The 18,605-nt window shown below is 71.8% G+C and carries 18 protein-coding genes; 10 read left to right on the top strand and 8 right to left on the bottom strand.

The annotated features are described in order from the left end of the window. The first annotated feature begins 31 nt into the window (after positions 1 to 31). On the top strand, positions 32 to 1,060 hold the full coding sequence (locus LE548_RS18320) for a hypothetical protein (RefSeq protein WP_225097944.1): 1,029 nt from the start codon (positions 32 to 34) through the stop codon (positions 1,058 to 1,060). Positions 1,061 to 1,260: 200 nt separating this feature from the next. Continuing rightward, complete coding sequence (locus tag LE548_RS18315; RefSeq protein WP_225097943.1) at positions 1,261 to 1,893, top strand: HAD family hydrolase; 633 nt, start codon at positions 1,261 to 1,263, stop codon at positions 1,891 to 1,893. Here the strand turns inward: LE548_RS18315 and LE548_RS18310 are convergent. Beyond that, a complete protein-coding gene (locus LE548_RS18310) occupies positions 1,863 to 2,120 on the bottom strand; it encodes a hypothetical protein (protein WP_225097942.1) in 258 nt (85 codons plus the stop codon). The genes LE548_RS18315 and LE548_RS18310 overlap by 31 nt on opposite strands. A gap of 173 nt (positions 2,121 to 2,293) precedes the next feature. Between LE548_RS18310 and LE548_RS46065 the strand changes: the two genes are divergently transcribed. Then, on the top strand, positions 2,294 to 2,677 hold the full coding sequence (locus LE548_RS46065; RefSeq protein ID WP_158922086.1) for a cold-shock protein: 384 nt from the start codon (positions 2,294 to 2,296) through the stop codon (positions 2,675 to 2,677). Positions 2,678 to 2,758: 81 nt separating this feature from the next. On the opposite strand, the gene LE548_RS18300 is transcribed toward LE548_RS46065, so the two are convergent. The 4 genes from LE548_RS18300 to LE548_RS18285 form a co-directional block, all read right to left on the bottom strand. Next, complete coding sequence (locus LE548_RS18300; protein WP_225097941.1) at positions 2,759 to 3,619, bottom strand: 1,4-dihydroxy-6-naphthoate synthase; 861 nt, start codon at positions 3,617 to 3,619, stop codon at positions 2,759 to 2,761. After that, entirely contained in the window at positions 3,606 to 4,403 is a 798-nt protein-coding gene (locus LE548_RS18295) for a futalosine hydrolase (protein WP_225097940.1), read from the bottom strand. The genes LE548_RS18300 and LE548_RS18295 overlap by 14 nt, the downstream gene beginning before the upstream one ends. Continuing rightward, positions 4,373 to 4,852 (bottom strand): DUF2771 domain-containing protein, encoded by a 480-nt coding sequence (locus LE548_RS18290; protein WP_225097939.1) that lies wholly within the window; start codon positions 4,850 to 4,852, stop codon positions 4,373 to 4,375. Before LE548_RS18290 ends, LE548_RS18295 begins: the two co-directional genes overlap by 31 nt. Positions 4,853 to 4,972: 120 nt before the next feature. Continuing rightward, positions 4,973 to 6,376: an MFS transporter gene (locus LE548_RS18285; RefSeq protein ID WP_225097938.1), complete on the bottom strand. Its 1,404-nt coding sequence runs from the start codon at positions 6,374 to 6,376 to the stop codon at positions 4,973 to 4,975. 275 nt (positions 6,377 to 6,651) lie between these two features. On the opposite strand from LE548_RS18285, the gene LE548_RS18280 reads away from it, so the two are divergent. The 3 genes from LE548_RS18280 to LE548_RS18270 all read left to right on the top strand — a co-directional run bounded on the left by LE548_RS18280 (position 6,652) and on the right by LE548_RS18270 (position 11,326). Then, positions 6,652 to 7,578, top strand: coding sequence for a DUF3027 domain-containing protein (locus LE548_RS18280; protein WP_225097937.1), 927 nt, complete (start codon positions 6,652 to 6,654; stop codon positions 7,576 to 7,578). Between the two features lie 33 nt (positions 7,579 to 7,611). Further along, complete coding sequence (locus LE548_RS18275; RefSeq protein WP_225097936.1) at positions 7,612 to 8,097, top strand: GNAT family N-acetyltransferase; 486 nt, start codon at positions 7,612 to 7,614, stop codon at positions 8,095 to 8,097. 85 nt (positions 8,098 to 8,182) lie between these two features. Further along, positions 8,183 to 11,326, top strand: coding sequence for a sacsin N-terminal ATP-binding-like domain-containing protein (locus LE548_RS18270; RefSeq protein WP_225097935.1), 3,144 nt, complete (start codon positions 8,183 to 8,185; stop codon positions 11,324 to 11,326). Between the two features lie 62 nt (positions 11,327 to 11,388). Here the strand turns inward: LE548_RS18270 and LE548_RS18265 are convergent, their stop codons facing one another. Continuing rightward, positions 11,389 to 12,162: a DNA-binding transcriptional regulator gene (locus LE548_RS18265; protein WP_225097934.1), complete on the bottom strand. Its 774-nt coding sequence runs from the start codon at positions 12,160 to 12,162 to the stop codon at positions 11,389 to 11,391. A gap of 224 nt (positions 12,163 to 12,386) precedes the next feature. On the opposite strand from LE548_RS18265, the gene LE548_RS18260 reads away from it, so the two are divergent. The 3 genes from LE548_RS18260 to LE548_RS18250 all read left to right on the top strand — a co-directional run bounded on the left by LE548_RS18260 (position 12,387) and on the right by LE548_RS18250 (position 14,262). Beyond that, positions 12,387 to 12,887 (top strand): hypothetical protein, encoded by a 501-nt coding sequence (locus tag LE548_RS18260; RefSeq protein WP_225097933.1) that lies wholly within the window; start codon positions 12,387 to 12,389, stop codon positions 12,885 to 12,887. Positions 12,888 to 12,961: 74 nt separating this feature from the next. Continuing rightward, a complete protein-coding gene (locus LE548_RS18255; protein ID WP_225097932.1) occupies positions 12,962 to 13,591 on the top strand; it encodes a trans-aconitate 2-methyltransferase in 630 nt (209 codons plus the stop codon). Between the two features lie 443 nt (positions 13,592 to 14,034). After that, positions 14,035 to 14,262 (top strand): hypothetical protein, encoded by a 228-nt coding sequence (locus LE548_RS18250; protein WP_308030213.1) that lies wholly within the window; start codon positions 14,035 to 14,037, stop codon positions 14,260 to 14,262. Positions 14,263 to 14,514: 252 nt separating this feature from the next. On the opposite strand, the gene LE548_RS18245 is transcribed toward LE548_RS18250, so the two are convergent. After that, on the bottom strand, positions 14,515 to 15,156 hold the full coding sequence (locus tag LE548_RS18245) for an HAD family hydrolase (protein WP_225097930.1): 642 nt from the start codon (positions 15,154 to 15,156) through the stop codon (positions 14,515 to 14,517). 180 nt (positions 15,157 to 15,336) lie between these two features. Between LE548_RS18245 and LE548_RS18240 the strand changes: the two genes are divergently transcribed. Continuing rightward, the gene (locus LE548_RS18240; RefSeq protein ID WP_225097929.1) at positions 15,337 to 16,167 is read left to right on the top strand and encodes a hypothetical protein; all 831 of its coding nucleotides are present in this window, start codon (positions 15,337 to 15,339) and stop codon (positions 16,165 to 16,167) included. Positions 16,168 to 16,174: 7 nt separating this feature from the next. Here the strand turns inward: LE548_RS18240 and LE548_RS18235 are convergent, their stop codons facing one another. Further along, positions 16,175 to 18,589, bottom strand: a complete 2,415-nt coding sequence (locus tag LE548_RS18235; protein ID WP_225097928.1) for an HAD-IC family P-type ATPase — start codon at positions 18,587 to 18,589, stop codon at positions 16,175 to 16,177. Between the last annotated feature and the right edge of the window lie 16 nt (positions 18,590 to 18,605).

The raw sequence follows: 18,605 nt of genomic DNA, 5'->3' as shown, positions 1-18,605 counted from the left end.
TGGACGGTGACCAAGCGGTACCGTCCTCACCGTGGGGATCGAGAGCGACCAGGTCGTCTACGAGTACCTGAGCCGTGTCGGGGACATCGCTCAGCAGCGGCAGCTGCCGTCGTCCACGCGGATGCGGCTCGTGACGGAGCTGCGCAACGAGATCGACCGGCACCGGGCCAAGGTGACGGTGGACAGTCCGGCCGCCGTACGCCGCATCCTGGATCGGCTCGGCACCCCCGACGAGGTCGTGGCGGCCGCGGGCGGCACATCCGGCCCCGGCCCCGGACGCTTCCCGCAGCCCCCGGCGGCCGCGGTGCCGGTACAGCCCGAGGCGGGCGACACCGACGGGAAGAAGGACCGGCCGAAGGGCCTGCGCCGGGCCGTACCGCGCCCTCGCTCCGCCGGTTCCGAGCCCGCGGCACCGTCCGCGCCGCGCGACGCGCCCGCCCCGCCCCATCTCGCCTCCGCGCACGAACTCGGCGACAGCGCCACGCATCCCGACTGGTGGCAGCTCGGCGGCGCTCCCCTCGGCGGCCCGGACACCGATTCCGTGCCGGGGTTCGTCGGGGGTGTGGAGATCCCGGACCTGCTCCGCCGGCCGCCGAAGGAGACGGAGGGGACGTCGGGGACGGAGAAGGCCGCCGCGCAGGAGGTGACGGACGAGGCGCCTGACACCGCGGACGAGGCCGCTCCCACCGGGCGCCGCCGGATGCTGCCCCTGCGCCCAGCCGCCGGCTGGACCAACCCCTTCCTGCTGCTGGCCGCCGCCGCGCTGGTCGCCGGCGCGGTGCTCGGCAACTGGTTCGCGCTCCTGCTCGGCTGGGCCATCGCCTACGGCTCCCGCCGGCTGACCGCCGCGGAGACCAAGACGGCGGTGCTGATCCTGCCGGGTACGGCGGTGGCGGCGGGGCTGGTGTGGCTGTGGGGTCGGGACAACGGGCGCTGGGGGCAGCCGATCGCTCAGGGGCACATGGGGGACGCGGTCGCGGGGACGTGGCCGTGGGTGGTGCGGGGGGCGGCGGTGGCGTCGGCTCTGTACCTGGTGTGGCGGTCGCAGCGGCGGAGGTGAGCGCCCCGAAGGGGTGCGGGGCTGTGTCGATATGCGGCTCCGCCGCGATGGGGGTCCCCCCTGTTCGAGCGAAGCCGAGAACTTGGGGGAACGAGCGACCACAGCGCACCCGCACCCGGCAGTGCGCAGTTGCCTCTACGGCGCCAACCCGTTCGGCCGAACCGCCGGAGGCACCCGGCGGCGGACGGGCACCCGGCACAATGAGCCGCATGACTCTCACCGTCGGCTTCGACCTCGACATGACCCTCATCGACTCGCGGCCGGGCATTCGCGCCTGCTACCTGGCGCTGTCGGAGCGGACCGGGACGTACATCGACGCCGATCTGGCGGTGACGCGGCTGGGGCCGCCGCTGGCGGAGGAGTTGGTCAACTGGTTCCCCGAGGAGCAGATCCCCGCGATGGCGGACCTGTACCGGGAGATGTACCCGACGATCGCGATCGCCGCGACCCCTGCCATGGAGGGCGCGCGGGAAGCGATAGCGGCCGTACGGGCGGCCGGCGGGCGGACCATGGTCGTCACGGCGAAGTACGAGCCCAACGCCAAGCTGCACCTGGCGCACCTCGGCATCGAGCCCGACGTGGTCGTGGGCGACCTGTGGGCCGAGCAGAAGGCGCGGGCGCTGCGCGAGTACGGTGCGGGCGTGTACGTCGGTGACCATGTCGGGGACGTGCGCGGGGCGCGCACGGCGGGCGCGCTGTCCGTCGCCGTGGCCACCGGGCCGTGCCCGGCCGACGATCTGCACGCGGCCGGGGCGGACGTCGTGCTGGACGACCTCTCCGCGTTCCCGGGCTGGCTCGACGGCTACCGTTCGGCGGCTGCCGCCCGCGCCTGACGCCGGCCGGCCGTCACCGACCGCAGCACACCGGCGGCGGCGAGCAGGAAACCGACGCCCATGAGCATGCTCAGCAGGTACATGTACGTCGGAAAAGGCTTGTCGCCGAGGAACAGCGGGGCCACCGTGACCAGAGTGGCCAGCGCCCCGAGGAAGAAGACGACGGCACCGGCGCGGATCAGCAGGTCACCGGGCTCGGTGGAATTCGTTTGGGTTTTGTCACGCACCGGACCAGGGTAGTTCCCAGCCACGGTGAAGAACCGGGGGACGTCTTGTCACCCGCCCGAAGACCATTAGCCTTGGTAGCGCTTGGTAGCGGCGGGTCATGGTCGACCCGCTGTAGTGCTATCAAGAGCCGTTTCCGAAGTATTCCCGACGAGACACGAGGACGAGGACAGACGTGCCTACCGGCAAGGTCAAGTGGTTCAACAGCGAGAAGGGCTTCGGCTTTCTCTCCCGCGACGACGGCGGTGACGTCTTCGTCCATTCCTCGGTTCTCCCCGCCGGAGTCGACGTACTCAAGCCGGGACAGCGCGTGGAGTTCGGCGTCGTCGCCGGTCAGCGCGGTGACCAGGCGCTCTCCGTGACCGTGCTGGACCCGACGCCGTCGGTCGCCGCCGCCCAGCGCAAGAAGCCGGACGAGCTGGCCTCGATCGTGCAGGACCTGACGACCCTTCTCGAAAACATCACCCCGATGCTGGAGAAGGGCCGCTACCCGGACAAGGCGTCCGGCAAGAAGATCGCCGGCCTGCTCCGCGCGGTCGCCGACCAGCTGGACGTCTGAGGACCGTCAGGGAAACACGAGCACATCCGGGCCGAGGGGCGGCACCAGCCCCTCGGCCGTCGCGCGTGTGCGCGGGTCGCCTCAGGGAAACGCGAGCGCCTCGGGTGGGAGGGCGGGCAGTAGTCCCTCGGCTGCAGCGCGCGTCAGCAGGCCGCGGATCGCCGCGTAGCCGTCCTCGCCGAGGTCGGCGGTGAACTCGTTGACGTACAGGCCGATGTGCTGGTCCGCGACGGCCGGGTCCATCTCCTGGGCGTGGGCCATGACGTACGGCCGGGAGGCCTCGGGGTCGTCCCAGGCGGCCCGTACCGAGGTGCGGATGGAATCCGCGAGCCGGGTCAGCGTGTCCGCGCCCAGCGCGCGCTTGGCGATGATCGCGCCCAGTGGGATCGGCAGCCCGGTGGTCCGCTCCCAGTGCTCGCCCATGTCGGCGAGCTTGTGCAGACCGTAGTTCTGGTACGTGAAGCGGGCCTCGTGGATGACCAGTCCGGCGTCCACCTTGCCGTCCCGCACGGCCGGCATGATCTCGTGGAACGGCAGGACGACGATCTCGCCGACCCCGCCGGGGAGGGTGTCGGCCGCCCAGAGGCGGAAGAGGAGATACGCCGTCGACTTCTCACTGGGCACGGCGACCGTACGGCCCGTCAGGTCCGCCCCCGCCTCCCGCGTGAGGACGAGCGGGCCGCAGCCCCGGCCCAGCGCGCCGCCGCACGGCAGCAGGGCGTACTCGCCGAGGACGTACGGCAGGACGGCGTACGACACCTTGAGCACGTCGAACTCGCCACGCTCGGCCATGCCGTTGGTGATGTCGATGTCGGCGAACGTCACGTCCAGCGCGGGCGCCCCGGGCACGCGGCCGTGGGCGAGGGCGTCGAAGACGAAGGTGTCGTTCGGGCAGGGGGAGTACGCGATCCGCAGGGTCTGATGCTGCTCACTGGTCGTCATGTCGGTTCCAACTCTCCAATGCGGGCGCGAGCTTCCCGAATGCCTCGGTGAGGGCGGTCAGGGCGTCGCCGATGCGCCAGGCGGCGCGGTCGCGCGGGCCGACCGGGTTGGAGACCGCGCGGATCTCCAGGACGGCCGTCCCGTGCGCGTCGGCCGCCTCCGCCACCCCGAAGCCCTCCATGCCCTCGGCGAGCGCCTGCGGGTGCCGGGCGCGCAGCTCGGCGGCGCGGGCGGCGGTGCCGGTGACGGTGGAGACGGTGAGGATGGTGCCGGCCTGGGCGCCGGTGGCCTGGCAGGCAACCCGTACGAGTGATCTCGGCGGGTAGTGGTGGACGGTTCCGAAGCCCAGTTCGGTGACCGGCAGGAAGCCGTCGGCGGTTTCGGCGCCCAGGTCGGCGACGGTGATCCGACGGGCGACGACGAGGGAGCCGACGGGCGCCTCGGGCTGGAAGCCCCCGCCGATCCCGGCCGAGACGACCAGGTCGTACGGGGTACCGGCGAGCTGGGCCGCGGTGAGTGCGGCGGAGACGGAGGCGGCGGCGCGGGCCGGGCCGACACCCGCGTCGAGCAGATCCCAGACGCCGGCCGTACGTGTCGTACGCGTCAGTCCCACGCCCGGCTGCCAGATCTGCTCCACCGGCGAGTCCGGCAAGTCCGGTGAGTCCTGCGAGTCCGGCGAGGAGAACGCCCGTGCCACCGCGTCCCGTTCGGCGGGGACCGCGGTGGCTACGAGGATGCGTGCGGAAGGCGTGGTCAGGAGGCCTTCTTCAGCTTGAAGGACCACAGTCCCTTGCCCGGGCTGGTGCCGCCCATCTGGATGGAGACCGTGTTGGTGTCGCCCTCGGTGCCGTACTGGGCGTTGAAGAACGCGCTGCCCGGGATGGTGCGGTACGTCTTCTTGCTGACGTCGGTGAACTGACGGCCGTTCACCAGCAGGACCCAGCCCTCGTCCGCGATCTTCGGGTCGACGCCGAAGCGGACGGTGGCGTCCGTGTCCACGGTGATCGACTTGACGTCGTTCACCTTCTTGGCGCACTTCGCCAGCGTCTTGGCGTCCAGCGTGTTGCCGTCGTTGTAGCACAGGGCCTCGGAGTTGACCGAGCTCTCGCCGACGGTGATCGTCGCGACGGGCGTCGGCTTCTCACAGGCGGAGAGCAGAAGCAGTCCGGCGGAAACGGCGCCGGCGGCGGCGACGGCGCGGCGGCGTCGCACAGCGGATTGCAGCGTGGTCATGGCCGAAGGCTATCGGGCGCCCGGAGCCGTCCGCCCACGTGGGGTGCGGCGTGCCCGGTTCGTTACGCCAGCCGTGCCTGTGTTCGGGAAACCGTGTCCGGTTCGTTACGCCCCGGCAGGTCAGGCGACGCGGGCGTGGGGGCGGCCGCCGTGCCGGGCCGAGGCGAGCAGTCCCTTCACGGTGGTCAGCCAGCCGGCGGCGACGAACGCGGCGCCGACGAGGAGCCCGACGGTGCCGTCGAGCGGCAGCACGATGCCGACCGCGCCGCCGAACACCCAGGCCATCTGCAGCAGGGTCTCGGAGCGGGCGAACGCCGAGGTGCGCACCTGCTCGGGCACGTCCCGCTGGATCAGCGCGTCCAGGGCCAGCTTGGCCAGCGCCTGGGCGAACCCGGCGACCGCGGCGAGGCAGGCCACCAGGAACGCGCCGAAGAAGACGGCCGCCACGACCGCCGTACCGAGGACCACGGCGACGACGGTCACGATGATGATCTCCGGGGCGCGCGATCTCAGCCAGGCCCCCACGGCCGTACCGAGGGCGTTGCCCGCGCCGGCGGCCACGCCGACGACCCCCAGCGAGACCGCCGCGCTCTCGCCGGTCAGCGGGTGCTCGCGGAGCAGGAAGGCCAGGAAGAAGATCAGGAAGCCGGAGAGGCAGCGCAGGGCGGCGTTGGCGCCGAGCGCGTGCGTGACGGCGGGGCCGACGGTCCGCAGCCCCGGCCGCTTGATCTGCTCCCGCTTGAGCGGCCCGTGCAGATGCTGCTCGTCGGCGGCGAGCAGCGCCCGGTCCTCGCCCTTGGCCGAGTCGACCTTGGGCGGCAGGGTGAACGACAGGAACGTTCCCGCGACGAAGATCACAAAGGCGCCGTAGAGCGGCCAGGGATCCCCGATGGTGTGCAGCCCCGCCGCGAGCGGCGCGGCGGCGCCGGTGGCCAGCAGGCCGGCGAGGGTGACCCGGGAGTTGGCCTTCACGAGCGAGAAGCGGGGCGGCAGCAGCCGCGGCACGACGGCGCTGCGGACCACGCCGTACGCCTTCGACGCGACCAGCACGCCCAGCGCGGCGGGGTACAGCTCCAGGCTGCCGCTCGCCACGGCGCCCGAGATGATCAGCGCGAGCAGGGCGCGGGCCAGCATGGCCGCGGCCATCGCGGCGCGCCGGCCGTGCGGCAGCCGGTCGAGCAGGGGGCCGATGACGGGGGCGAGGACGGTGAAGGGCGCCATGGTGATGGCGAGATACAGCGCGACGCGGCCCCGGGCCTCGGCGGTCGGCACGGAGAAGAACACGGTGGAGGCGAGCGCCACGGTGATCATGACGTCGCCGGCGCCGTTCACCGCGTGCAGCTCGATCAGCTTGCCCAGCCCCGACTCGCCCGCGCCATGGGCGTGCGTCGCCTTCCGGATCCCGCGGGCCGCCCCGGTGACCGGAAAGTGCAGGGCGCGCCCGACGGAGCGGACGGCACCGCCCACGCGTCCCGCACCGCCGCCCCGACCACTCGCCTTGTCCGCGGCTGTCACGACGTTCATAGTGCCCCGAGAAGAGGGTGGATAGTGCGAGGCCGGGCGAGTCGGGTGCGCGGGGCGGCGGTGCGGGATGCACGGGCGGGTGTGTGGGCGGGTGGGAAAAACCCACGAATCCTGTTCGGTGTAGCGTGCGTATCTCAGCCATAACGCAGAATGGATGGCAGAGGTGCGCCCAGCGCGCGGATGCAGACGTCGATGCGGTCCCCCGGTCCGCTCCGTCGGCCAACCCGCCGGAGGCAGCCGCACTCGTGAGACGGCGTAGGAGAGAAGCGATACCTGTGAGCGCAGCGACAACGCGAAGCCGCACCCCCGACCGTCTGTGCGCCGAGGCGGTCGATCTCGCCCGCGCCGCCGCCGAGGAGGCAGCCGCGCCCGGCGTGGTGGGTGAGCACGTCGGCCTGGTGTCGGAGGGCGACCGCGTTGTCACGCACCTCTTCGAGTGCAAGGAACTGGGCTACCGGGGCTGGCGCTGGGCGGCGACGGTGGTCCGCGCCTCCCGCGCCAAGATCGTGACGCTCGACGAGGTGGTCCTCCTCCCCGGACCCGACGCCCTCCTCGCCCCCGAGTGGGTCCCGTGGAGCGAGCGCCTGCGCCCCGGCGACCTCGGCCCCGGCGACCTCCTGCCCACCGACCAGGAGGACCTGCGCCTGGAGCCGGGCTACACGGCCGAGGAGGAACCGCCGCCGCACTCGGTGGTCTCCCACGAGATGGAAGAACTGGCGGACGCGGAGGACGCCGAGGTCACCCCCGGCACCCCGGCCGTCCAGCCCACCGTCCCCTCCCGCGGCTCGATCGCCGCGGTCGCCGAGGAACTGGGCATGCGCCGCGCCCGCGTCCTGTCCCGCTACGGCCTGCACAGCGCGGCCGACCGCTGGGAGGAGGCGTACGGCCCGAAGACGGCGATGGCTCAGGCGGCCCCTGCCACGTGCGTGACCTGCGGTTTCCTCAACCCGATCGGCGGCTCGCTGGGCCAGGCCTTCGGCGTGTGCGCCAACGAGTTCTCCCCGGCCGACGGCCGTGTGGTCTCCCTCGCCTACGGCTGCGGGGCGCACTCGGAGGCCGCGGTCATGCCGAAGCCCCCGCAGCCGGCGCCGCCGGTCATCGACGAGACGAAGGTCGACGCCTTCCCGCTGCGTCCCGCCCGCGACTCCGGCTCGGTGCCGGAGCCGGCCGACGAGGAGACGGCGGAGCTGGGCCACTCCTGAGCCGGGGCCGGGGCCGGCTGCGAGACTGAGCAGGTGATCATCAGACTCGCCGGGCGGCGGGACCTGCCCGGCTTTCTCCGGCTGGCGGCACAGGTGGAGCACTGGTTCGGCCCGATGGTGGACGACCCCGGCTTCACCGGTGCCGTGGAGAAACACATCCGCCGCTCCACGGCACTGGTCGCACAGACCGGGGAGGGCTGCGGCGAGGACTCCGGTACGGACCTGCTCGGCGCCCTGCTCTTCGGCGGTACGGCACCCGTCCACAAGGTGCACTGGCTGGTGGTCTCGGAACAGTCCCGGCGCACGGGGGTCGGCCGCGCCCTGCTGACCGACGCCGCCCGCAGATGGGTCCACGCCCCGGCCTCCCTGGAGGTCGTCACGTTCGGCAAGGACCACCCCGGCGCGGCACAGAGCGGCGCCCGAGCCTTTTACGAACACCTGGGCTTCACCCCCTCCGCCCCAGCACCCCCTGGCCCGGAGGGCGGGTCCCGCCAGCGCTACCACCGAGCCTTTCCCTGACCGGCCGAGCCCGGCGGGCGGGCGAAGGTCAGGGTTCGCCCCGGCCCGCTGTACCTTCGTCCCGACGTCGACGAGGAGTGTGAACGTGAGCAGCAAGTACGTGCGGCCGGCGGCCGAGGGTGCCGATCCGTTCGGGACGGCCCGGCTGCGGCGCGGTGTGCTCGACGCCTGGGCCACCAGCCCCGCCCGCTTCCGGGAGGACGCCAACGCCGAGGAGGACCTGGTCCTGGGCGGTTACCGGGACCGGCTCGTCATCGAGCTGGCCCAGAACGCCGCCGACGCCGCCGCGCGGGCCCACACCCCGGGCCGGCTGCGGCTCACCCTCCGCGACGGCGTCCTCGTCGCCGCCAACACCGGCGCCCCCCTGGACGCCGCCGGCGTCGAGTCGCTGTCCACGCTGCGCGCCTCCGCCAAGCGGGACACCGAGGGCACCCAGGGGGCCGTGGGCCGGTTCGGCGTCGGGTTCGCCGCCGTACTCGCGGTGACGGACGAGCCCGCGATCGTGGGGCGGCACGGCGGTGTCCGCTGGTCCCTCGCCGAGGTCCGGGAGCTGGCCGCCGACATCGCCCGGCACAGCCCCGGACTCGGGGACGAGGTGCGCAGAAGGGACGGGCACGTTCCCCTCCTCCGGCTGCCGTTCGCCGCCGAGGGCACCGCCCCGGAGCCGTACGACACCGCCGTCATCCTGCCCCTGCGGGACGCGGCCGCCGCCGATCTCGCCGAGCGGCTCCTGGACGCCGTGGACGACGCCCTGCTCCTCGCCCTCCCCGGGCTGGCGGAGGTCGTCATCGAGGCCGGCGGGGACGCCCCGCGCGTCCTGCGCCGCCGTACCGGTCCTGCCGACGACGGCGGCACCGTCGTAGTCGTCGAGGACTCCCGCACAGGGACCACGCGCTGGCGTACGGCCGCGGCGCACGGGCCGCTCGCCGCCGAGCTGCTCGCCGACCGGCCCGTCGAGGAGCGGCTGCGTCCGCACTGGTCCGTGACCTGGGCCGTACCCGAGGGCGAGGACGGGCGGCCCGCACGGCCGCGCACCGCGCCCGTCGTGCACGCGCCCACCCCCAGCGACGAGCCCCTCGGCGTCCCGGCCCTGCTGATCGCCTCCTTCCCCCTCGACACCACCCGCCGGCACACCGCCCCCGGCCCCCTCACCGACTTCCTGGTGCAGCGCGCGGCCGACACGTACACCGAACTCCTCGCCGGCTGGCGGCCGGTGACGGACGGGATCATCGACCTCGTGCCCGGCCCGCTGGGCAAGGGCGAGCTGGACGGCGCGCTGCGGCAGGCGGTGCTGGAGCGGCTGCCCCGGCTCGCCTTCCTGCCGCCCGCCGTCCAGCCCGGGGAGGACGACGAGCTGCCCGAGGCGCTGCGGCCCCGGGACGCGGAGATCGTGGAGGGCGCCGGGGCCCAGACCGTCCGGGTGCTCGCCGAGGTGCTGCCCACCCTGCTGCCCGCCGGCCTCGAACGCCGGGCCGAGCTGCGCGGCCTCGGCGTCGCCCGGCTCTCGCTCGCCGACGCCGTCGACCGCCTCGCCGGCCTGGAGAAGGACCCCGACTGGTGGTGGCGGCTCTACGACAGCCTCGCCGGGGTCGACCCGGACCGGCTGTCCGGCCTTCCCGTGCCGCTGGCCGACGGCCGGACCACCATCGGCCCCCGCCAGGTCCTCCTCCCCACCCCGGACGCGGCCCTGATCCACCCGGACGTCCTCGGCCGGCTCGGGCTGAAGGTCGCCCACGAGGACGCCGCGCATCCGCTGCTGGAGAAGCTGGGCGCCCTGCCCGCCACCCCGCGCGCGGTGCTCACCACCCCGCAGGTGCGGGCCGCCGTCGCCGCCTCGCTGGAGGACGAGGGCATCGGCTGGGAGGAGGACGCGCCCGACGCCGAGGAACTCGCCGACACCGTCCTGGCGCTGGTGCGTGACGCGGGGCTGGAGCCCGGTGACGAGCCCTGGCTGGGCGCCCTCGCACTGCCCGACGAGGACGGCGAACTCGCGCCCGCCGGTGAGCTGGTGCTTCCGGGCAGCCCCTTCGCCCGTGTCATCCGCGACGGCGAACTGGCCGCCGTGGACCAGGACCTGGCCGACAAGTGGGGCGAACAGCCCCTCACCGCCTGCGGGGTGCTCGCCGGCTTCGCGCTGGTCCGCGCCACCGACGTGGTCCTCGACCCCGACGAACTGGAGCCCCGGGAGGGCGACTTCGCCGAGCCCGACGACGCCGGGCTGCTGGACGCCGTCGACGTGTGGTGCGAGGACATCCTCGACCGCTTCCCGGACAGCCCCGTACCGCCGGTCGCCACCGAGCTGATCGCCGTACGCGACCTGGACCTCGTGGACGACGACCACTGGCCCGAGGCACTCGCCCTGCTCGCCCAGCGGCCGCTGCGCGACGCCCTCACCCAGCCGGTCCGCGTCCTGCTGCCCGACGGCACCCACGAGGTCGTACGGCCGTACACCGCGTGGTGGCTGCGCGGCCACCCGGTCATCGACGGCCGCCGCCCGGCCGGCCTCCTGGCAGCCGGCGGCGACCCGCTGCTGCACGGCCTGTACGACGAAGCCGACGCCACCGGGTTCGAGGACGAGCAGGTGCTGCGCGCCCTCGGGGTGCGCACCTCGGTCGCGGCCCTGCTGGACGAGCCCGGCGGCGCCGCCGAGCTGCTGGACCGCCTGGCCGACCCCGACCGGCCGGTGACGTCAGCCCAACTGCACGGCCTGTACAGCGCGTTGGCCGACCTGGACCCCGAGCAGGTGACCCTGCCGGACGAGCTGCGAGCCGTGGTCGACGGCCGGGTGACGGTCGTGGACGCCGCCGACGCCGTCGTGGTCGACTCGCCCGACCTGCTGCCCTTCACCTCCGGCGTCCCGCTGCTGCCGGTCCGGCCGGCCCGGGCCGCCGAGCTGGCGGAACTGTTCCAGGTGCGGCGGCTGAGCGAGTCCGTCACCGGCGAGGTCCACTCGAAGGGCACCGAGCACGACGTACCGGAGTCGGTGCGGGTCCTGCTCGGACCGCGTACGCCGCAGACGTACGTCGAGCACGAGGAGCTGGTCGTGGACGCCGTGGAGATCGACTGGCGCCTCACCGACGACGGCGTGCTGCACGCGGCCACCCTGGAGGGCGTCGCGGCCGGCCTGGCCTGGGCGGCCGGCCAGTGGCCCCGCCGCTTCGAGGTGGCCGCCCTGTTGGAGGACCCGTCCAGGACGGAGGAACTGGCCCGGGACCGCTGGTTCGACTGACGGCGGCCAGGCGCCCGCACGGGGCGCTCCTACTGTTTCCTTGCAGGGGAGCGCCCCGGTCCTCACTGCGGTGTGGTCGAGTACCGCTCGATGCTCGCGCGGCCTGTCGATCGGTCGAGCAGGCGCAGCTCCCACGGGCCCGTGTTCACGTCGAAGTCCTTGCCGAACCCGACCCACTTGCCCGCCATGCGTCGGCCTGTCGGCTCGACGAGTAGCTGAATCGCACCGTGGTACCGGGAGCCCCGGTAGTACCCGTCGGCCGCCGTCTGCTCAGTCCATGTACCGGTGACGACGTTCCGGTCAGCGGTGAGATCCAGAGACAATGGGCTGTCCGGGTTGGTCGACGCTCCGGGCAGGCTCTGGGCTGTCAGCCGGTTGCCGTGCTGGACGATCACGACGTGGTGCTTGCAGTCGAACGTCTCGTCACGGCTGGATGAGTAGAACTCGTACCGGGACAGCCAGATGCCCGCGTACGCGCTCTGCGGCTCTGGCTCCGGGCTTGTGGCAGCGTCAGCCATGCCGACCTCCCCAGCCTCCATGTCGTGGCCTCCTGCCCCGTCCGAGTGGACGCGTGCCATCGGGATCGCGAACCCCAGTGACTCAGGGGCACGGCCGGTGAACCGCTTCAGTGCCCGCGCATACAGCGGGCGGCATGTCCTGGTCTCCCCGGACTCCCAGCGTTGCACGAGTCGCTTGGAGGCGTCGTTCGGTTCCCCCAGCTCCTCACCTGCGCCACGTAAGCCCCGGGCGAACTCGTCTTGGCTGAGGTTCATCGACTTTCGTACGGAAGTCAGCACGTCGTTGGGGACTCGCTCACGCTCGGCCGTAGTCGTCATGATCCGAGGGTAGCCACGTCCCGCCTCCAATGACACCGGTTTGACGCCCTCGGGGTGGCACCGGCATGACGCCCGAGGGACGCCTTGAACGTCGCCGCAATGGTCGTGATCGATCCGGAACATGGTCGTCATGTCCATCCGCATCAGCGCTGTTGCTCCAAGTGCAGGGGCGGGCGACATGACCGGAGCACCACGGACCCCCAATGACGTGGAGGCAAGCCAGCATGAGCAAGGCAGTAGTGATCCGCGACCCGAAGGCGTACGTCACCCCGGACGTGTGGGAGCGGGAGGTAGCCCTCCTCCTCCGCAACCCGGAGAACACACGCGAACTGGCAGAGGCGAAGTTCGGACAGGCCATCGCCTACCTGGTCACGTGCGGCGAGAACCCGGACCTTCTCATGGGCCCGTCCGAGCAGGTGGACGAAGCATGGCACTCGTTCATGCTCGACTCGATCCCGTACCACCACTTCACCAGCCGGCACTTCGGCCGGTACATCCACCACGTTCCGGAGCTTCCCGGGCTGATGGCTGGTGTCCAGTGCGTCAGCGACGACAAGGCGACGCGAGACGGCCACGACCCCAGGACCGGAGGCCCGCTCGTTCTGGAACAGACGATCAAGGCCATCAAGGCGGCCGGGTTCGAGATCGACCCCGATCTGTGGGGCATGGAGGACGCGGCCGACTGCAACCAGTGCCACGCCGGGTGCCACGACTCGCCCAAGTAGTAGTGAGCAGCAGGTGAGTTGGGGCCTGTCCCCGTACGTTGGGGGATGGGCCCCATGCCGGAAAGGATCACCGCATGTCATTGGCTGAGTCCTGGGACAGGTACGCGGTCGGGAGCAAGCCACGCAGGACCGCGAACGCCAAGGGTGAGACGACCTGGCTGAACTGGACCCAGTACGCCGATCACGGGCCGGACGAGAGCGTTCTGGGTCCCGTGGCCGGACGTCGGGTGCTGGAACTCGGCTCGGGGAGCGGTAGCAACCTCGCGCACCTCGTGACGCTTGGTGCGACAGGCCAAGGGGTAGACATCGCCCCCGCCCGCGAGAGGGCCGCGCGGGAGCGCTGGGGCAATCTGCCGGGCCTTGAGTTCCGTACGGCGGAGGCGACGGCGTTCCTGAGCGAGACGGACGAGACATACGATGTCGTGCTCTCGATCTTTGGTGCCGTGTGGTTCGTCGATCCGGACACCCTGCTCCCACTGATCCGCCCGCGTATGGCGCCGGGCGGCATCCTGGCCTTCTCGCATTTGCCTCCAGGCAGTCAGGCGCCCAAGCCTGGCAAAGCCGGACTGCGGCACGACCGCACCCCGGATGAGTGGGGGCGCATCCTGATGGGGCACGGCTTCTCTGACGTGTGCGTGTCTCTGATCGACCCGCCAGAGGGCAGGGCCGTGGGCACGATGCTTGTCCGTGCCCTGGCGGCCTGACCGCGCGACTGCGCGCCTGTCTCAGAAATCCCCGCCTTCTGGCAGACGGGGCGAACCGTCATGGCGCTCCACTTCGCGGCTCTGCGCGGGGGCAAACCTGTGGCACCCGCAGGTGCCGGTTCTGCCGCTGCCTGGGCCTGACCAGGTCGGACGTCAGTCGGCACCGCCGTCAGCGCGTTTTGTCCACCACGTACACGCCCCCTCGATGCGGGCGCGCAAGATCTCGGCAGTCTGGCGGTACGGCCCCCACGCTGCGAAAAAACAAGGACCCCCGCGACGGGTGCAACCGTCCGGGGGCGTGGCCACCAGCTACTGAGGAGCTGATGACAGTGAGCATTATCCACGTGTTCCTGCGGTGGGTACTGGGCGTGTTGGCGCCCGGTACCGGTAGCCGTCGGGCGGGTGCGTGCCCCGCCTCACCCATTTTCGAGCATAGCCCGGAGATGTCCCGGACCGCCGCGGCCTGGCCTCCGGCTCATCGTTCCCCGTACGGACTGGACACGGCCCTCGACGGCCTCGCCTCCCGCCTGGTCCGGCCGTACGTCCTCGAAGCCGAGCGGGAGTGCGAGCGGGCTCGGCAGTACCGGCGCCGTGTCGCCCTGGTCCTCGCCGCTGACTTCGGCATCGACCTGGACCGCCACCTGATCGGTGCTGACGGGGTGTTCGCATGACCGCGCCCGTCAAGCATCCGCAACAGACCGGGAGTCGCGCAGGGGAGGCGCCGCTGTCGGCGGAGTGCGTGCCGCATCGGGTGCGGCCCACAGGCCCAGTAGCGGTTCGAGACCGGCCGTCCGCCCCTGTCCACGCTCTCATCGCGGCGGGCGGTCGGCCACTTGGAGCCCCATGAGCGGCTGCACCTGCGAGGCGCTGCCACTCCAGCAAACGGCTCCACCAACTGCTTTGCTGGAAGGGCTGGTTGCCGCTCAGCCGACGGCGATGGTGGTGAGTTGGGTCAGGCTGTCGATTCGCCAGTCGGCAGCTGTGACGACGTCGGCGTCGTCCGCCCACAGGTGTCCCCATGGGCCGCGGCGGATGTGCGCGGCGCGCAGCCCGGCTGCCTTCGCCGGGAACACGTCGTTGGCGGGATGGTCACCGACGTACAGAGTCGCGCCCGGCGCGGAGTGCGCCACCTCCGTCACCCGTTGAAAGAACTCCGGCTGCGGCTTTGCGACACCCCACTCTCCGGAAGTGACGACGAGGTCCGCCGGGAGATCCAGGCCGCGCAGCAGCTCGCCCGCGCGCGGCGTCTGGTTTCCAGCGACGATCACCCGCACGCCCTGCTCCTGAAGGGCCGACAGCGCAGGCCGGACATCTGGGTACAGGTCGGTCTCGTCCAGATGTTCACCATGGCCGGCTGCCTCCCGTGCGCGATACTCGGCGGCGATGTCGATCCCTGGGCGCAGCAGCCGTAGTGCTTCTGCGTTGTCCTGGCCCTGCGCGACGACAGCTCCGACCAGGGCGGACAGTGTGTGCCTCGGGACATCGAGCCAGTCCGCCCATGAGCCCCAGTAGCGGTCGTCCCGGGTGATCGTCTCTCCGATGTCGAACACGATGGTCTCAATCACCTTGAGAGGCTATGCACCCCACGTGCATGGCCGATCGCATGGCGTACGTCATGATCAGGCAATCCCCGCCCCAAATCTGGCCGGAAATCGTTCTTGTCGTACAACCAACCCCCGGGGTCGCGGATCTGATCACGCGAGTCAACCGACTCCACGATCTCTTCTCCCTTCAGGGGAACGCACATGCGCATTCGTGCCACCATGGCCGCCGTCACCGGCGCCCTGGCCCTTACCGCCCTCGCAGTTCCGGCCGCGCAGGCCGCGCCGAACTCGGGCACCCCGTACACGCTGAACGTCAGCTTCTCGAACGTCTCGATCGCCAAGGCGGTCAAGGTCGGAACGACCAGCGAGGTCAGCGTCTCGTACGCGTACACGCTGACGCACGGCTCCACCGTGAACATCGCCGCGAAGGACTTCTACACGGGCGCCTTCCTCTACCACGGCACCTACGGCGACACGGCCCCCAGGCTGTACGGCGACAACCCGGCGACCTGCACCGCCACCTCGTCGACGACGGCCACGTGCAAGGGCTCCGTCGACATCCACCCGGCCGACGGCGACCTGCAGAACGCCTGGGCCGGCAGCTGGAGCGTGGGCGGCGTGGCCATCGCCTTCAACGGCCAGAGCCAGAGCAACCCCGACATGAGCAAGGTCGGCTTCAAGGAGCAGGGCGGCCTCGGCACCACCCTGGTCCAGCGCAACTCCAAGCTGACGACCAGCGTGAGCTCGACGTCCGTCTACAAGGGCAAGAGCGTCACCGTGTCGGGCAAGCTCTCCCGCGCCAACTGGCAGGACCACCTCTACCACGGCTTCTCCGGTGTGCCGGTCAAGCTCCAGTTCCGCAAGGCCGGCACCAGCACGTACACCACGGTCAAGACGGTGTACACCGACTCCTACGGCAACCTGAAGACCACGGCCACCGTGAACTACAGCGGCTACTGGCGCTACTCCTTCGGCGGCTACTCGACCACCCCGGCGGTCAGCGCCACGGGCGTGTACGTCGCCGCGAAGTAAGCCTCAGCTAGTCAGGGAAACGGCGGTCGACCCACTTCCACAGGAACTCCAGGGCGGCCGCCGCCACCACCGCCACCCCCACCGCCGTCCACGGCATCGTCATCCCCACCAGCTTCAGCGCGAAGAAGCTCTGCAGGGTGGGGACGGCGAGGACGAACAGGAAGGCCACGCCCATCGCGGCCACCAGGGTCACCCGCCACCAGGTGTACGGGCGGGCGATGATCGCCAGGATCCACATGGAGATCAGGAACAGCGTCAGCGTGGCCGCGCTGGTCCCGGCGTCCAACCGGTCGTGCCCGGTGTAGTAGTGACGGGCGATCAGGTACGTCACGAAGGTCGCCACCCCGCACACCACGCCACCCGGGATCGAGTACCGCATCACCCGCCGCACGAAATGAGGTTTCGCCCGCTCCGTGTTGGGGGCGAGGGCCAGGAAGAAGGCCGGGACGCCGATGGTGAGGGTGGACAGGAGGGTCAAGTGCCGTGGCAGGAAGGGGTATTCGACCTGCCAGCACACCACCAGCACCGCCAGCAGCACCGAGTAGACGGTCTTCACCAGGAACAGCGTCGCCACGCGCGTGATGTTGCCGATCACCCGGCGCCCCTCGGCGACGACCGACGGCAGGCTCGCGAAGCTGTTGTTCAGCAGCACGATCTGCGCCACCGCCCGCGTCGCCTCCGAGCCCGAGCCCATGGCGACGCCGATGTCGGCGTCCTTCAGCGCGAGCACGTCGTTCACGCCGTCGCCCGTCATCGCGACCGTGTGCCCGCGGGACTGGAGGGCGCCCACCATGTGCCGCTTCTGCTGCGGGGTGACCCGGCCGAAGACGGTCCCGGAGTCCAAAGCCCGCGCCATCCCCGCCGGGTCGCCGGGCAGCCGCCGCGCGTCCACCGCCGTACCCTCCAGGCCCAGCTTGGCCGCGACCGCGCCGACCGAGACCGCGTTGTCCCCGGAGATGACCTTGGCGCGTACGTTCTGCTCGGCGAAGTAGCGCAGGGTGTCGGCGGCGTCCGGCCGCAGCCGCTGCTCCAGGACGACCAGGGCGGTGGGGTGGGCGCCGTGCGCCGGCTCGGGGTCGTCCAGGTCGCGTCCGGCGCGGGCCAGCAGCAGCACGCGCAGCCCCTGCTCGTTGAGCCGCTCGGTGTCGGCCAGGGCCGGGTCGCCGTCGGCGAGCAGCACGTCCGGGGCGCCCAGCAGCCAGGTGCTGGTCTCGCCGTCGCCCTCGCTGAACGCGGCCCCGCTGTACTTGCGGGCCGAGGAGAACGGCAGCGACTCCACGCACCGCCACTCGTCGCTGTCGGGGTAGGCGTCGATGATCGCCTGGAGGGAGGCGTTGGGGCGCGGATCGGACTCGCCGAGCGCGCCGAGCACCTTGCGGACGTACGTCTCGTCGTAGCCGTCGAGGGTGCGCAGCTCGGTGACGTCCATGCCGCCCTCGGTGAGCGTGCCGGTCTTGTCCAGGCAGACGGTGTCGACGCGGGCCAGCCCCTCGATGGCCGGGAGTTCCTGGACGAGGCACTGCTTGCGGCCCAGCCGGATGACGCCGATCGCGAAGGCGACGGAGGTGAGCAGCACCAGCCCCTCGGGAACCATGGGGACGATGCCGCCGACGGTGCGGGCCACGGCGTCCTTGAAGCCGTTGCTCTTGACGACGAGCTGGGTGATGACGAGTCCGACGGCCGCCGGGACCATCATCCAGGTGACGTACTTGAGGATCGTGGAGATGCCGGTGCGCAGCTCGGAGTGGACCAGGGTGAAGCGGGAGGCCTCCTCGGCGAGCTGGGCGGCGTAGGCCTCGCGGCCGACCTTGGTGGCCTGGAAGGCGCCGCCGCCCGCGACCACGAAGCTGCCGGACATGACCGGGTCGCCGGGGCGTTTGACGACGGGGTCGGCCTCGCCGGTGAGCAGCGACTCGTCGATCTCCAGCCCGTCGGCCTCCGCGCACGCCCCGTCCACGACGATCTTGTCCCCGGGCCCGATCTCGATCAGGTCGCCGAGGACGATCTCATGGGTGGCGACCTCGACGGCCGTCCCGTCCCTGCGTACGGTCGGCCGGGCCTCGCCGATCACCGCGAGCGAGTCGAGGGTCTGTTTGGCCCGCCACTCCTGGATGATGCCGATGCCGGTGTTGGCGAGGATCACGAAGCCGAACAGGCTGTCCTGGATCGGCGCGACGAACAGCATGATCAGCCAGAGCACGCCGATGATCGCGTTGAACCGGGTGAAGACGTTGGCCCGGACGATCTCCCCGAGCGACCGGCTGCTGCGCACGGGGACGTCGTTGACCTCACCGCGCGAGCGCCGCTCCGCCACCTCGGCACCGGTCAGCCCGGCCGACCCGGTCATCGGAAGGGCCACCGGATGCACCGGATGCACCGGATGCACCGGATCGAGTTCGGCACCCGCGTCTATGTGGGTCATGTAATCGACGGTACGG

It is taken from the genome of Streptomyces sp. CoH27 (assembly GCF_020181035.1).
Lineage (GTDB): Bacteria > Actinomycetota > Actinomycetes > Streptomycetales > Streptomycetaceae > Streptomyces > Streptomyces camelliae.
The sequence above is the reverse complement of the archived record's forward strand: the minus strand, read 5'-3'. Positions and strand labels throughout refer to the sequence as shown.